The 14,287-nt window shown below is 64.6% G+C and carries 11 protein-coding genes; 10 read left to right on the plus strand and 1 reads right to left on the minus strand.

Translation table 11 applies throughout. The features are described 5' to 3' along the window. Positions 1-69 precede the first annotated feature (69 nt). Positions 70-1,029 (minus strand): LysR family transcriptional regulator, encoded by a 960-nt coding sequence (locus tag IP86_RS00360; protein WP_054160597.1) that lies wholly within the window; start codon positions 1,027-1,029, stop codon positions 70-72. Between the two features lie 113 nt (positions 1,030-1,142). Here IP86_RS00360 and IP86_RS00365 point away from each other — a divergent pair, with 113 nt between their 5' ends. The 10 genes from IP86_RS00365 to IP86_RS00410 all read left to right on the plus strand — a co-directional run bounded on the left by IP86_RS00365 (position 1,143) and on the right by IP86_RS00410 (position 14,172). After that, positions 1,143-1,961: a putative hydro-lyase gene (locus tag IP86_RS00365; RefSeq protein ID WP_054160586.1), complete on the plus strand. Its 819-nt coding sequence runs from the start codon at positions 1,143-1,145 to the stop codon at positions 1,959-1,961. 69 nt (positions 1,962-2,030) lie between these two features. Then, positions 2,031-3,281, plus strand: a complete 1,251-nt coding sequence (locus IP86_RS00370; protein WP_054160587.1) for an ABC transporter substrate-binding protein — start codon at positions 2,031-2,033, stop codon at positions 3,279-3,281. 130 nt (positions 3,282-3,411) lie between these two features. Beyond that, positions 3,412-4,290 carry a branched-chain amino acid ABC transporter permease gene (locus IP86_RS00375; protein WP_054160588.1) on the plus strand — a complete coding sequence of 293 codons (879 nt, stop codon included), beginning with the start codon at positions 3,412-3,414 and terminating at the stop codon, positions 4,288-4,290. Next, positions 4,290-5,276: a branched-chain amino acid ABC transporter permease gene (locus IP86_RS00380; protein WP_054160589.1), complete on the plus strand. Its 987-nt coding sequence runs from the start codon at positions 4,290-4,292 to the stop codon at positions 5,274-5,276. Before IP86_RS00375 ends, IP86_RS00380 begins: the two co-directional genes overlap by 1 nt. Beyond that, on the plus strand, positions 5,273-6,007 hold the full coding sequence (locus IP86_RS00385) for an ABC transporter ATP-binding protein (protein ID WP_054160590.1): 735 nt from the start codon (positions 5,273-5,275) through the stop codon (positions 6,005-6,007). The genes IP86_RS00380 and IP86_RS00385 overlap by 4 nt, the downstream gene beginning before the upstream one ends. Then, the gene (locus IP86_RS00390; protein ID WP_054160591.1) at positions 5,991-6,695 is read left to right on the plus strand and encodes an ABC transporter ATP-binding protein; all 705 of its coding nucleotides are present in this window, start codon (positions 5,991-5,993) and stop codon (positions 6,693-6,695) included. The genes IP86_RS00385 and IP86_RS00390 overlap by 17 nt, the downstream gene beginning before the upstream one ends. A 151-nt stretch (positions 6,696-6,846) precedes the next feature. Beyond that, positions 6,847-7,629 (plus strand): 2-oxo-tetronate isomerase, encoded by a 783-nt coding sequence (otnI, locus tag IP86_RS00395; RefSeq protein ID WP_054160592.1) that lies wholly within the window; start codon positions 6,847-6,849, stop codon positions 7,627-7,629. A gap of 303 nt (positions 7,630-7,932) precedes the next feature. Then, positions 7,933-9,624, plus strand: coding sequence for a methyl-accepting chemotaxis protein (locus IP86_RS00400; RefSeq protein WP_054160593.1), 1,692 nt, complete (start codon positions 7,933-7,935; stop codon positions 9,622-9,624). Positions 9,625-9,791: 167 nt separating this feature from the next. Then, positions 9,792-12,986: an efflux RND transporter permease subunit gene (locus IP86_RS00405; protein ID WP_054160594.1), complete on the plus strand. Its 3,195-nt coding sequence runs from the start codon at positions 9,792-9,794 to the stop codon at positions 12,984-12,986. Further along, entirely contained in the window at positions 12,976-14,172 is a 1,197-nt protein-coding gene (locus IP86_RS00410; RefSeq protein ID WP_054160595.1) for an efflux RND transporter periplasmic adaptor subunit, read from the plus strand. The genes IP86_RS00405 and IP86_RS00410 overlap by 11 nt, the downstream gene beginning before the upstream one ends. Positions 14,173-14,287: the final 115 nt, after the last annotated feature.

Genomic DNA, 14,287 nt, shown 5'->3' on the forward strand with positions numbered 1-14,287 from the left:
CTCCGGATAAAACAGATGGCGCCTAGCGGCGCGGCAGTGGTGAGAGAGTTCAACGCGCCGCCGCGCGCGTCAACCTATCGCCGGCTCGGGCGCCGGCAGAATGTCGCGGAGCTGCGCTGCATCGGGCGCAGCTTCGGGCATGAAGCCGCCGGTGTGAGCGATGTCGACCGCGAGTTCGGCGACGCGCTCGATCGCTACCGTGTCGGGTGAGGCGAGCCAGCTTGCGGAGAACCGCAGGGGCGGGATTTTCAGGTCGGTCTGCAGCAACTGCAGCCGACCGTCGGCAAGTTCGCTCTCGACGATCGCGGTCGGGATCACGGCGATGCCGAGACCTTCGATCGCCATGTGCACCACGGTGCCGAGCGAGGCCGAGGCATGCAGCCGGATCGGGGGCAGCTCCGGCTTGTTGAACAGCGAGCGCACGATCTCGTAGGGCTGCGTCTTGCGCGGGAAGGTGATGATCGGAAATCTCGCGAGGTCTTCGACAGCGAGTTCACCGCTGCCGAGTCCGAGCGACGGACTCGCCAAGAAGCCGATCGCATATTCGCACAACACCCGGCTGCGCACCGTCGAGGCCGTCATCGGCCCGAGCAGGAAGGCGAGTTCGATCTCCTGCGCCAGCAGCCGCGCGCGCAGGTTCGGGGTGATGTCGACTTCGATCTCCAGCGACAGGTTCGGATACAGCCGGTTGACTCGCTCGATCAGCCGCGGAAGCCATGTGTGCACGATGGTCTCGGCCACCCCGAGCCGTAGCACGCCGCGCATGTTGGACTGATCGCCGACCACCGCGAGCATCTCGGTCCGCAGCCCGATCAGCTTTTCGGCGTAGAGCATCAGCTGCCGTCCGCTGGGTGTCGGCGACGCCATACGGTGGTCACGTTGCAGAAGCCGCACGCCGAGCTCGCGTTCGAGCTGTGCGATCCGCTGGGAAATCGCCGGCTGCGTGGTGTTGAGCTTGTGCGCGGCGCCGCGAAAGCTGCCGAGCGTCACGACCCAGAGAAAGGTCTCGAGCGCCTTGAAGTCCACCATCGGGGTGGCTCCCATCATGGATAACGGAGCTTTATCGTTTCTGATCAGAAACAAAGATTAGACATTATACTAGGCTTGCGCTCCACTGCTGTCGAGAGAGGCAGGGTGAGAGGATGACTGTTTTTATGGCAGGCGAGCAGCTCCAGTCCGAGGGTTCGATGAGTCCATCTCGCCAGGCGAGGCTTGCTTATCGGGCTGGCATGGCCGACTCGACCGCCGGCATTGCCCCCGGCTTTGTGCAAGGCAATCTGGCGATTCTCCCTGAAAAAGACGCCGCCGCCTTCCATCGCTTCTGCCAGCTCAATCCCAAGCCCTGTCCGATCATCGGCATGTCGGATGTCGGCAATCCGATGATCCCGTCGCTCGGCGTCGATCTCGACATTCGCACGGATGTGCCGGCCTATCGGGTCTGGCGCGACGGCGAGGTGATCGACGAGCCGGAGGATGTCATCAAGTACTGGCGCGACGATCTGGTCGCTTTCGTGATCGGCTGCTCGTTCTCGTTCGAAGAAGCGCTGCTCGCCGACGACATTCCGATCCGGCACATCGAGCAGAAAGTGCGGGTGCCGATGTATCGCACCAACATCCCATGCACGCCGGCAGGGCCGTTTGCCGGCCCGATGGTGGTATCGATGCGGCCGCTGAAGCCGAAGGATGCGATCCGCGCGGTCCAGATCACCTCACGGTTTCCGTCGGTCCACGGTGCCCCGGTGCATATCGGGCTGCCGCAGTCGATCGGTATCGCCGATATCGCCAAGCCGGACTACGGAGACGCGGTGACGATCGGGCCGGATGAATTGCCGGTGTTCTGGGCATGCGGTGTCACTCCGCAGGCGGTGATCGCGGCCGCCAAGGTGCCGTTCGCAATCACCCACGCGCCCGGATTGATGCTTGTCACCGACCTGAAGAACAAGCACCTTGCTGTGCTGTGAGGCCAACCCATCTTCGATCCCAAACCTTCGATCCCTTGACCATCAGCGCTGGTAACAGAGGAATATGACATGAAGATCGATCGCCGTAATCTCCTGCTGGGGGGCGCCGCGACCGCGGCCGTGCTGCCGTTCGCCACCGCCGCGCGGGCGCAGGCCAAGGAAGTCGTGATCGGCGTGATCTATCCGTTGTCCGGCGCCAGTGCGCAGATCGGCGTCGACGCGCAGAAGGCATTCCAGACCGCGGCCGAACTGATCAATGGGAATTTCGATTATGACCTGCCGCTGGCGCGCGGCGAGGGCCTGCCTGGGCTCGGCGGCGCCAAGATCCGCCTGGTGTTCGCCGACCATCAGGCCGACCCGCAGAAGGGGCGCGCCGAGGCCGAGCGCCTGATCACCCAGGAGAAGGTCTGCGCCATCGTCGGGACCTATCAGAGCGCCGTCGCCGTCACCGTCAGCCAGATCTGCGAACGCTATCAGGTTCCGTTCCTGTCGGCCGACAACTCCTCGCCCAGCCTGCATCGTCGTGGCCTAAAGTACTATTTCCGCGCCGCGCCGCACGACGAGATGTTCTCGCAGGCGATGTTCGACTTCTTCGATGCGCTGAAGAAGAAGGGCCAGAAGATCGAGACGCTGGCGCTGTTCCACGAAGACACCATCTTCGGCACCGACTCGTCGAATGCGCAGCTCAAGCTGGCGCAGGAGCGCGGCTATAAGGTCGCCGCCGACATCAAGTACCGCGCCAACTCGCCGTCGCTGACCGCCGAGGTGCAACAGCTCAAGGCCGCCGACGCCGATGTGCTCATGCCGTCCAGCTACACCACGGACGGCATTCTGCTGATCCGCACCATGGGCGAGCTCGGCTACAAGGCCAAGAACATCGTCGCGCAGGACGCCGGCTTCTCGGAGAAGGCGCTGTATGACGCGGTCGGCGACAAGATCCCGGGCGTGATCTCGCGCGGCTCGTTCTCGCTCGACCTCGCCCAGAAGCGCCCGATGGTCGGCAAGATCAACGACATGTACAAGGAGAAGTCCGGCAAGGACTTCAACGACTACTCGTCGCGGCAGTTCATGGGCCTGATCGTGATGGCCGACGCCATCAACCGCGCCAAGTCGACCGACGGCGAGAAGATCCGCGAGGCGCTGGTCGCCACCGACATGCCGGGCGAGCAGACCATCATGCCGTGGAGCCGCGTCAAGTTCGACGAGCAGGGCCAAAACACCTTCGCCGACCCGGTGCTGCTGCAATATGTCGGCGGCAAGTTCGTCACCATCTTCCCGGAGCAGGCCAAGGTCGCCGATGCGATCTGGCCGATGCCGTAAATTCTCGCGAGAGGGGCGGGGGGCGCTTCGCCGTCTCCCGTCATTGCGAGGAGCGTAGCGACGAAGCAATCCAGCGCTCCGCCATCGTCATGGATTGCTTCGCTTCGCTCGCAATGACGGAGAGAGGGTTTTGACCACCGCCACGATCATCCAGTCCCTGGCTAGCGGCCTGCTGATGGGACTTCTTTACGGCCTGGTCGCGGTCGGCCTGGCTCTGATCTTCGGCCTGATGGACGTCACCAACTTCGCCCATGGCGAATTCCTGATGTTGGCGATGTACATCACCTTCTTCCTGTTCGCGTTCTTCGCCATCGACCCGCTGCTGGCCGCGCCGCTGGTCGGGGCGGCGATGTTCGTGTTCGGGGCGGTCGTCTACTTATTAGTGGTCCGCTTCGCGATGCGCGCCAAAGCCAATATCGGCATGGTGCAGATCTTCACCACCTTCGGCCTCGCCATCCTGATGCGCGGCCTGGCGCAGTACTTCTTCACGCCGGATTATCGCAGCATCAACGTCTCCTGGCTGGGCGGCAAGACGCTGCAGATCGGCGGTGTGTTCCTGCCGGTGCCGCAGCTGGTCGGGGCGCTGGTCTCGCTGGCCGCGTTCGGGGCGCTGTACTTCTTCATCAAGAAGACCGATTTCGGTCGCGCGCTCGAAGCGACCCGTGAGGATGCCGGCGCGGTGGCGCTGGTCGGCATCGACAAGAACAAGGTGTTCGCGCTGGGCTGGGGCCTCGGCGGCGCGCTGGTCGGTCTCGCCGGCGCCGTGATGGCGATGTTCTTCTACATCTATCCGGATGTCGGCGCCTCGTTCGCGCTGATCGCCTACGTCACCGTGGCGCTCGGTGGTTTCGGCAGCGTGTTCGGCGCCTTCGCGGGCGGCATCATCGTCGGTCTGGTCGAGGCCACCACGGCGATGATCCTGCCCCCGTCGCTGAAGTCGATCGGCATCTACGCCGTATATCTGCTCGTTGTATTCATTCGGCCGCGCGGCCTGTTCGGATCGATCTGATGGACGACGCTCACACCAAACGCCGTCGCCGCGATCTGATCGTCGCGGCCCTGCTGGCAGTCGCTGCTGCCTGCGCGCCGCTGTTCGTCAAGGACGTCTATGTCCAGAACATCATGGTGCTGTCCCTGATGTATGCGGCGCTGTCGCAGGCCTGGAACATCCTCGGCGGCTATTGCGGCCAGATCTCGCTCGGCCACGCGCTGTATTTCGGCCTCGGCGCCTATACCACGGTGCTGCTGTTCACCAAGTTCGGCGTGCTGCCCTGGTTCGGCATGATCGGCGGCGGCATCATCTCGGCGGCGATTGCGCTGGGCCTCGGCTATCCGACGTTCCGATTGCGCGGTCATTACTTCGTCATCGCCACCATCGTGATCGCCGAAATCGGTTTCCTGCTGTTCCACAATTGGGACTGGGCCGGCGCGGCGCTCGGCATCGACATTCCGGTGCGCGGCGACAGCTGGGCCAAGTTCCAGTTCACCCGCAGCAAGCTGCCGTACTACTACTTCGCCCTGGTGTTCTGCTGCGTCGCCTGGCTGGTGACGTGGTGGCTGGAGAATTCCAAGTGGGGCTATTGGTGGCGGGCCGTGAAGGACAATCCGGAAGCCGCCGAAAGCCTCGGCGTCGTGGTGTTCAATTCCAAGATGGGCGCCGCCGCGGTCTCCGCCTTCCTGACCGCGATCGGTGGCGCGTTCTACGCGATGTTCGTCTCCTACATCGATCCGGAAAGCGTGATGACGTTTCAGTTCTCGCTGCTGATGGCGCTGCCGGCGGTGCTCGGCGGGATCGGCACGCTGTGGGGCCCGGTGCTCGGCGCGGCAATCCTGATCCCGCTCACTGAAGTAACGCGGTCGTTCATCGGCGGCTCCGGCCGCGGCGTCGATTTGATCCTGTACGGCACGGTGATCGTGCTGATCTCGCTGGCACGCCCGGAAGGTTTGATCGGCCTGTTCTCGCGCCGGCCGGCCTCGAAGGGAGTGCCGCAATGAGCACCCCGCTTCTGGAAACCCGCGGCGTCTGGCAGCGCTTCGGCGGCCTTGTCGCCAACAGCGACGTCTCGATCTCGGTCGGCCGCGGCGAGATCGTCGGCCTGATCGGCCCGAATGGCGCCGGCAAGTCGACGCTGTTCAATCTGATCGCCGGCGTGCTGCCGCCGACGCAAGGCTCGATCATCTTCGACGGCGAGGACGTCACCAAGCTGCCGGCCACCGCGCGCTGCGCCCGCGGCATCGGCCGGACCTTCCAGGTGGTGAAGAGCTTCGAGTCGATGACGGTGATCGACAACGTCATCGTCGGCGCGCTGATCCGCACCACGGTGATGCGCGAGGCGCGCCGTAAGGCGCACGAGGTGCTGCAGTTCTGCGGCCTCGAGGCGCGCGCCGACGTGCTCGCCAATCAGCTGATCCCGTCCGAAAAACGCCGCCTCGAAGTCGCGCGCGCGCTCGCGACCGAGCCGAAGCTGCTACTGCTCGACGAAGTCCTCACCGGTCTTACCCATACCGAGGCCGAGAAGGGCGTCGAGCTGGTTCGCCGCGTCCGTGACACCGGCGTCACCGTCCTCATGGTCGAGCACGTCATGGAAATCGTCATGCCGCTGGTCGACCGCGCCATCGTGCTCGACCTCGGCAAGGTACTGACCGAGGGCAAGCCGGCCGACGTGGTGCGCGATCCGAAAGTCATCACCGCCTATCTGGGGGATCGTCATGCTGTCGGTGCGTGAGGTCACCACCGCCTATAAGGGGCTGGTCGCGATTTCGCAGGTCTCGATCGAGGTTGAGAAGGGCGAGATCGTCTGCGTCGCCGGGGCCAACGGCGCTGGGAAATCGACGTTGATCAAATCGATTGCTGGAGCCGAACGGCCGCGCTCCGGCTCGGTCGCATTCGACGGCGAGACCATTACCGGGCTGGCGCAGCATCTGATCACGGCGCGTGGCATCGCCTATGTGCCGGAGAATCGTCGGCTGTTTCCGCGGCTGTCCGTGCAGGACAATCTGCGGCTCGGCAGCTACATGTTTCGTGGCAAAGCTGATCGCGAGCAGCCGCTGGAGTTCGTGTTCAGCCTGTTCCCGCGGCTGAAGGAGCGGCTGGAGCAGCGCGCCGAAACCCTATCGGGCGGCGAGCAGCAGATGCTGGCGATCGGCCGCGCGCTGATGACCCGGCCGCGCCTCTTGATGCTCGATGAGCCGTCGCAGGGCATCATGCCCAAGCTGGTCAGCGAGATCTTTCAGTCGGTGAAGAAGATCCGCGACGCCGGCATGACCGTGCTGATCGTCGAACAGCGCATGGCCGAATGCCTCGAGATCGCCGACCGCGCCTACATCCTGCAGACCGGCCGCGTGCTGATGCAGGGCAAGTCCGCCGACCTGATGGACAATCCCGACGTCCGGAAGGCGTATTTGGGGTTGTAGGCAGCTGCTGCCTAGCTAGAGTGCAGCGACTTCCTTCGTCGCCATCGTCATTGCGAGCGAAGCGAAGCAATCCAGAGCGTCGTGGACTGAGCTGGGATTGCATCGTCGCTTCGCTCCTCGCAATTGACGGCAGGCTTCTGTCGAGCAGCCCATGCCGCGCTTCGCCGCCAATCTGTCTTTCCTGTTCACCGAGCTGCCGTTTCTCGACCGGTTCGAGGCGGCTGCCGCTGCGGGGTTTCGGGCGGTCGAATTCCTGTTTCCCTACGATCATGCGCCGGGCGATATCGCCGCGCGCCTCCATCGTTATGGGCTGACGCAGGCGCTGTTCAATCTGCCGCCCGGAGACTGGATCGCCGGTGAGCGGGGCTTTGCCGCTCGTCCGGACAAATTCGACGAGCTGCAGCGGAGCCTGCACACCGCGCTGCCTTATGCACTGGCGAGCGGTGCCAAGCGGGTGCATCTGCTGGCCGGATTGGCGGATCCGCACGATGGGGCCGCAGCATTGGCGTTTCGCCGGTCGCTGGCGGTGGCGGCGCATTTTTTCGCGCCGCACGGCATCGAGGTGATGATCGAGCCGCTCAATCGGCGCGACGTGCCGGGCTACTTCCTGAATGATTTCGCCATGGCTCGCGATCTGATCCACGAACTCGGCATTCCGAACCTGAAGCTGCAGTTCGACATCTATCACTGCCAGATCCTGCACGGCGACGTGGTGATGCGGCTGCGCGAGATGATGCCGATCATCGGCCATATCCAGATCGCCAGCGTGCCGTCGCGGCAGGAGCCGGACGGCGAGGAGCTGAACTATCCGTTCCTGTTCGCCGACCTCGATCGGCTGGGCTACGCCGGCTTCGTTGGTGCGGAATATCGGCCGCGCGCAGCCACGATCGATGGGCTCGGCTGGTTCGAACCTTACAGGACGACAAGCTTCTGAGTCCGCGCCGTGATCGTGAGCCGCCGATGAAGCGGCGCAAGGGCCCGCTGAGTGATTTCGCGAGTTCCTGTTCGGAACAGATGCGACGGACGCTGCGCGCTGCCGTATGACGCAAGTGTTAGCTAAGCCTGACACCCGGAGTGACTTAAAGTAGTTGCGCCGAAAAACTTCGCCTGGACGGTTCCAATCTTAAGCCCTGAGTTAGGATTGCTGCACTACTTCAGTAGGGCGGCAGAAGCCGCAACGCGGAGTCAGCCGTGGGGGCAGGGCGGCGCGTCTTTCAGAGTTATCAAGGATCCGACGATGTTCGACCGGCTTTCGATCCGCGCAAAGATCACGACCGTTTTGGCTTCTCTGCTGATCGTCATGGTCGCCCTTGGTGGGGTAGCCATTCTGAAAATGCAATCCATCAATGCCAATACGGATGACATTGCCACCAACTGGATGCCCAGCGTGCGGGCCCTTGGCGAACTGCGAGCGGCCGGAATCACTTATCGAACCGCGGTCCGTCAGCATCTGCTGTCGTTTACGGCCGAGGACAAGCAGGCGGTCGATAAGACGGTCGAGACGGTCAAGGACCGAATTGCCCAGGCGCAACGCACTTACGAGAAGATGATCGCTTCGCCAGAAGAACGTGCGCTGTACAATGAATGGTCGCAGATCTGGAATGAGTACATGCGCGGCACCGAGCAGGTGCTGGCGCGATCACGGCAGGATGTCGGCCGGGTGTCGCAGGAGACCCGCGACCTCAATGCCAAGACGGTGAACCCGATCGGCGTGAAGGCCGACGACGTGCTGCAGCGGGATATCGACCTCAACACCCGCGGCGGCGATCAGGCCAGCAAATCCGCGGCGGACAGCTTCCGCTCCGCGCTGTATCTGGTGATCGGCATTCTGGCGCTCGCCACACTGATCACCATCGGGCTCGGCTTCTTCCTGGTTCGCGACGTGTCCCGCGGCATCGCCTCGATCATCCAACCGATGCAGGCGCTCGGCGGCGGTGATCTGACCGCGGTGGTGCCGCATCAGGGCGAGAAGACCGAGATCGGCGCGATGGCCGATGTGCTGCAGGTGTTCAAACAGGCATTGATCGACAAGCGCGCCGCCGACCAGGCAGCCGCCGCGGATGCCGAAGCCAAGATCGCGCGGGGGCAGCGCGTCGATGCGATCACCCGGTCGTTCGAGTCACTGATCGGCGAGATCGTCCAGACGGTGTCGTCCGCCTCGACGCAGCTCGAAGCCTCGGCAGGATCGTTGTCGGCGACCGCAGGCCGCTCTCAGGAGGTCACGACGCTAGTCGCTTCTGCTTCGGAGGAAGCCTCCAACAATGTGTCTTCGGTCGCCTCGGCGACGGAAGAGATGGCGTCGTCGGTCAACGAGATCAGCCGGCAGGTGCAGGATTCGGCCCGGATCGCCAACGAGGCGGTCGAGCAGGCTCGCCGCACCAACGCCCGTGTCGGTGAGTTGGCGCAGGCTGCGACCCGGATCGGCGATGTCGTCGAACTGATCAACACCATCGCCGGCCAGACCAATCTCCTGGCGCTCAATGCCACCATCGAAGCGGCGCGCGCCGGGGAAGCCGGCCGCGGCTTCGCGGTGGTCGCCAGCGAGGTCAAGGCGCTGGCCGAGCAGACCGCCAAGGCCACCGGCGAGATCAGCCAGCAGATCACCGGGATCCAGGCCGCCACCCAGGACTCGGTCGGCGCCATCAAGGATATCGGCGATATCATCGGCCGGATGTCCGAGATCGCCTCGACCATTGCGTCGGCGGTCGAAGAGCAGGGCGCCGCGACCCAGGAGATCGCCCGCAACGTTCAGCAGGCCGCGCTTGGAACCCAGCAGGTTTCGTCGAACATCGTCGACGTCCAGCGCGGCGCCGGCGAAGCGACCGCGGCCTCGACCCAGGTGCTATCCGCAGCCCAATCGCTCTCGGTCGAAAGCCATCGGCTGAAATCCGAGGTCGGGCAGTTTCTCCAATCCGTACGCGCGGCCTGACGCGTTGGGGTGCGCTGCTCCTCGGACTGATCACCTCGCGAGATTGTGCGATGCGGCAGGGCGCCATGCGCGCCCTGCCGCTTGGCTATTTGGCGGTGGTTCGGTAAGTCTCGTGACGGCCGCGTGGGCAGCGCGGCCACCTTCCAATGATCGGGGAACGCCGACGGATGATCTCGCTGGTCCGCATCGCATTGAGCCGGCCCTACACCTTCGTGGTGCTCGCGCTGCTCCTGCTGATCGTCGGCCCGCTCGCCGCGATGCGTACGCCCACCGACATCTTCCCCGAGATCCGCATTCCGGTGATCGGTGTGGTCTGGCAATACACCGGCTTGCCGCCGGATCAGATGGCCGGCCGCATCACCACGCCGTTCCAGCGCGCGCTGACCACCACGGTCAACGACATCGAGCATATCGTCGCGAACTCCTATAACGGGTTCGGCATCGTCAAGATCTTCTTCCAGCCCAACGTCGATATCCGCACCGCCAACGCGCAGGTCACCGCGATCTCGCAGACGCTGCTGAAGCAGATGCCGGCGGGCGCCACGCCGCCGCTGATCCTGAACTATTCGGCCTCGACAGTTCCGATCATTCAGCTCGCGCTGTCCGGCGACGGCATGACGGAGCAGAGCCTCGCCGACCTCGCCATCAATCAGCTGCGCACGCCGCTGGTCACCGTGCCGGGCGCCGCGATCCCGTGGCCGTTCGGCGGCAAGCAGCGCCAGATCCAGATCGACCTCGATCCCGGCGCGCTGCAGGCGCGCGGTCTGTCCGGCCAGGACGTCGCCAACGCGCTGGCGGCGCAGAACCTGATCACCCCGGTCGGCACCCAGAAGATCGGCGAGTTCGAATACGTCATCCAGCTCAACAACTCGCCCTTGAAGATCGAGGATCTCGGCAATCTGCCGATCAAGGCCGTGAACGGCGCGATGGTCTACATCCGCGACGTCGCCTCGGTGCGCGACGGCAACCCGCCGCAGACCAACATCGTCCACGTCGATGGCAACCGCTCGGTGCTGATGATGGTGCTGAAGGCCGGCGCGGTGTCGACGCTCGACATCATCGACGGCATCAAGCGCAAGATCACCGAGGTCAAGGACGCGATGCCGGAGTCGCTGAAGATCGCCCTGATCGGCGACCAGTCGGTGTTCGTGCGCGGCGCGATCGCGGGCGTCGCGGTCGAAGGCGTGATCGCGGCGTTGCTGACCAGCGTGATGATTCTGCTGTTCCTCGGCAGCTGGCGCTCGACCATCATCATCGCGGTGTCGATCCCGCTGTCGGTGCTCGGCGCGATCATTTGTCTCGCGGCGATCGGCGAAACGCTGAACATCATGACGCTCGGCGGCCTCGCGCTCGCCGTCGGCATCCTGGTCGATGATGCGACCGTGACGATCGAGAACATCAACTGGCATCTGGAGCAGGGTAAGGACGTCGAGACCTCGATCCTCGATGGCGCCCACCAGATCGTGACGCCGGCCTTCGTCTCGCTGCTGTGCATCTGCATCGTGTTCGTGCCGATGTTCTTCCTGCAGGGCGTCGCGCGCTTTCTGTTCGTGCCGATGGCCGAAGCGGTGATGTTCGCGATGATCTGGTCGTTCATCCTGTCGCGGACGCTGGTTCCGACGATGGCCAAGTATCTGCTGAAGCCGCATGTCCATCATGGCAGCCTCGACGGCAAGCAGCGCTCGCGCAATCCGCTGGTCCGCTTCCAGCAAGGCTTCGAGAGCCTGTTCGCCCGCTTCCGCCACGGCTACGGCGATCTGCTGACGCTGGCGATGGGACATCGCAAGCTGTTCGTCGCCGGCTTCCTCGCCGTCGTCGCGGTGTCGTTCACGCTGGTGCCGTTTCTCGGCCGCAACTTCTTCCCGTCGGTCGATGCCGGGCAGATCCTGATGCATGTCCGCACCCAGGTCGGCACCCGCGTCGAAGAAACGGCCAATCAGCTCGCCGAGGTGCAGAAGGCGATCCGCACCATCATTCCGCCAGAGCAGATCGAGACCATGACCGATAATATCGGCATGCCGATCTCGGGCATCAATCTGACTTACAACAACACGGGCGTGATCGGCACTCAGGACGGCGACATCCAGATCAAGCTGAAGGGCGAGCACAAGCCCACCGAGGAATACGTCAAGCAACTGCGCGAGCAGCTGCCGCGGCAATTCCCCGGTATGAGCTTCGCGTTCCTGCCGGCCGACATCGTCAGCCAGATCCTCAATTTCGGCGCGCCGGCCCCGATCGACCTACAGGTGCGCGGCGCCAATCTGGCCGCGAACTTCGAATATGCCGGCAAGCTGCTGGCGAAGATCAAGCGCATTCCCGGCGTCGCCGACGCGCGGCTGCAGCAGTCGCCGAACAATCCGACTTTCAATATCGATGTCGACCGTACTCGCGCGCAGTATGTCGGCCTCACCACGCGCGACGTCACCAACAGCCTGGTGGTCAATCTCGCCGGCTCGTCGCAGGTCGCGCCGACCTATTATCTCAACCCCGACAACGGCGTGTCGTACTCGATCGTGATGCAGACGCCGCAATATCAGATCGACTCGCTCGGCAAGCTTGAGACGATTCCGATTTCGGCGACCGGCACCGCCGGCGCCAGCGCGCCGATCCTCGGTGGCATCGCCGATATCACCCGCTCGGCCGGCAACGCGGTGATCTCGCAATACGACATCCAGTCGATGGTGCAGATCTTCGCCACCACACAGGGCCGCGACCTCGGCGCCGTGTCCGCCGACATCCGCAAGGTGATCGACGAGACCAAGGCCGAGGTGCCGAAGGGCTCGTCGGTGGTGCTGCTCGGCCAGGTCGAGACCATGAACAGCGCGTTCTCCGGGCTGCTGTTCGGCCTGCTCGGCGCCATCGTGCTGATCTATCTGCTGATCGTCGTCAATTTCCAGTCCTGGGCCGATCCGTTCGTGATCATCACCGCGCTGCCGGCCGCGCTGGCCGGCATTGTCTGGATGCTGTTCGCCACCGGCACGACGATGTCGGTGCCGGCGCTGACCGGCGCGATCATGTGCATGGGCGTCGCCACCGCCAACAGCGTGCTGGTGATTTCATTTGCGCGCGAGCGCTACGCGGTGCTCGGCGATCCGGTGCAGGCTGCGCTCGAGTCCGGTTTCGTCCGCTTCCGCCCGGTGCTGATGACGGCGCTGGCAATGATCATCGGCATGGCGCCGATGGCGCTCGGGCTCGGCGAGGGCGGCGAGCAGAACGCGCCGCTCGGCCGCGCCGTCATCGGCGGCCTGCTGTGCGCGACCTTCGCTACTTTGATGTTTGTGCCCGTGGTGTTCAGCATGGTTCACAAGAAGCAGCCGGCGCAGGACGCCGCGCCGGCCCCGGAGATGTCGCATGTCCACTGAAGCGCCGCCGCGAAAGTCCCGCCGTGGGCTTGGCATCGCCGGCCTGCTGCTCGCCTTCGGTGCCGTTGCGGTCGTCGTCACCGGCATCAGCGCGCGGCAGAAGAGCAACGCGGAACTCACGACCTGGACCAACGAGCAGGCGATCCCCAGCGTCGCGGTGGCCAAGCCGGACGGCAAGGCGCGCGCCGCCTCGCTCGATCTGCCGGGCCGGCTCGAAGCGTACTCCCGCGCGCCGATCTACGCCCGCGTGTCCGGCTACGTGAAGAGCTGGAGCGCCGATATTGGCGCCAAGGTCAAAGCCGGGCAGGTGATCGCGGAAGTCGAGGCGCCGGATCTCGATCAGCAATTGCTGCAGGCCCGTGCAGACCTTCTGAGCCAGCAGGCGAGCGCGCGGCTGTCGGAAGCGACGCTCAACCGGCGCAAGACGTTGGTGGCCTCCAACTTCGTCTCGGCGCAGGAGATCGACGAGCGCACCGCGGACCTGTCGAACAAAAAGGCCGCAGTGAAGTCCGGCGAGGCCAATGTCGAGCGGCTCGAGGCGCTCGCCGGCTTCAAGAAGATCACCGTGCCGTTCGACGGCGTCATCACCGAGCGCAACACCGACGTCGGCGCGCTGATCAGCGCCGGCTCCAACGCGGGGCCGGCGATGTTCGTGGTGTCGGACATCGCGCGGCTGCGCGTCTACGTCAACGTGCCGCAGACCTACGTGCCGATGATCCGGATTGGCGCCAAGGCGGTGATCACGCTGCCGGAGTATCCGAACCGGACGTTCCCGGCGACGGTTGAGACCTCGTCCCAGGCAGTCGACGCCACCACCGGCACGACCCGGATGCAGCTCGTGCTCGACAACCCGAAGGGCGAGCTGATGCCCGGGGGCTACGCCAATGTGAAGCTGAGCCTGACCAGCGATCAGGTGTCGCTGTACATTCCGGCGAGCGCACTGATGTTCAATCGCGCCGGACTGCGCGTCGCCACTGTCGGGCCCGACGACCGCGTGCAGTTCAAGGACGTCAAGATCGCGCGCGACCTCGGCCGCGAGATCGAACTCGCCTCCGGTCTGGCGGCCGACGACCGCATCATCATCGCGCCGCCCGATGGCCTCGCCAGCGGCGACAAGGTCCGCGTCGTCGGCGACGCCGTCAAAGGCAAGCCGACCGCGTCCGAGAAGCAGGACGTGAAGGGGTAGGCTGCTACGCCGCGACCTGCTCTATCGCTTAGTTATTCAGAACCTCCGTCATGGCCGGGCTTGTCCCGGCCATCCACGCCTTTTCCGCATTTGCGGCGGCAAGGCGTGGATGGCC

The organism is Rhodopseudomonas sp. AAP120, from assembly GCF_001295845.1.
In the GTDB taxonomy this organism is placed as follows: Bacteria; Pseudomonadota; Alphaproteobacteria; order Rhizobiales; family Xanthobacteraceae; genus Rhodopseudomonas.

Excerpts from the sequence above, each read along its gene's own strand:
- IP86_RS00365 (WP_054160586.1), top strand. The coding sequence starts at position 1,143 with ATGACTGTTTTTATGGCAGGCGAGCAGCTCCAGTCCGAGGGTTCGATG.
- IP86_RS00405 (WP_054160594.1), top strand. The coding sequence starts at position 9,792 with ATGATCTCGCTGGTCCGCATCGCATTGAGCCGGCCCTACACCTTCGTG.
- IP86_RS00370 (WP_054160587.1), top strand. The coding sequence starts at position 2,031 with ATGAAGATCGATCGCCGTAATCTCCTGCTGGGGGGCGCCGCGACCGCG.
- IP86_RS00390 (WP_054160591.1), top strand. The coding sequence starts at position 5,991 with ATGCTGTCGGTGCGTGAGGTCACCACCGCCTATAAGGGGCTGGTCGCG.
- IP86_RS00380 (WP_054160589.1), top strand. The coding sequence starts at position 4,290 with ATGGACGACGCTCACACCAAACGCCGTCGCCGCGATCTGATCGTCGCG.
- IP86_RS00385 (WP_054160590.1), top strand. The coding sequence starts at position 5,273 with ATGAGCACCCCGCTTCTGGAAACCCGCGGCGTCTGGCAGCGCTTCGGC.
- otnI (WP_054160592.1), top strand. The coding sequence starts at position 6,847 with ATGCCGCGCTTCGCCGCCAATCTGTCTTTCCTGTTCACCGAGCTGCCG.
- IP86_RS00360 (WP_054160597.1), bottom strand. The coding sequence starts at position 1,029 with ATGGTGGACTTCAAGGCGCTCGAGACCTTTCTCTGGGTCGTGACGCTC.
- IP86_RS00400 (WP_054160593.1), top strand. The coding sequence starts at position 7,933 with ATGTTCGACCGGCTTTCGATCCGCGCAAAGATCACGACCGTTTTGGCT.
- IP86_RS00410 (WP_054160595.1), top strand. The coding sequence starts at position 12,976 with ATGTCCACTGAAGCGCCGCCGCGAAAGTCCCGCCGTGGGCTTGGCATC.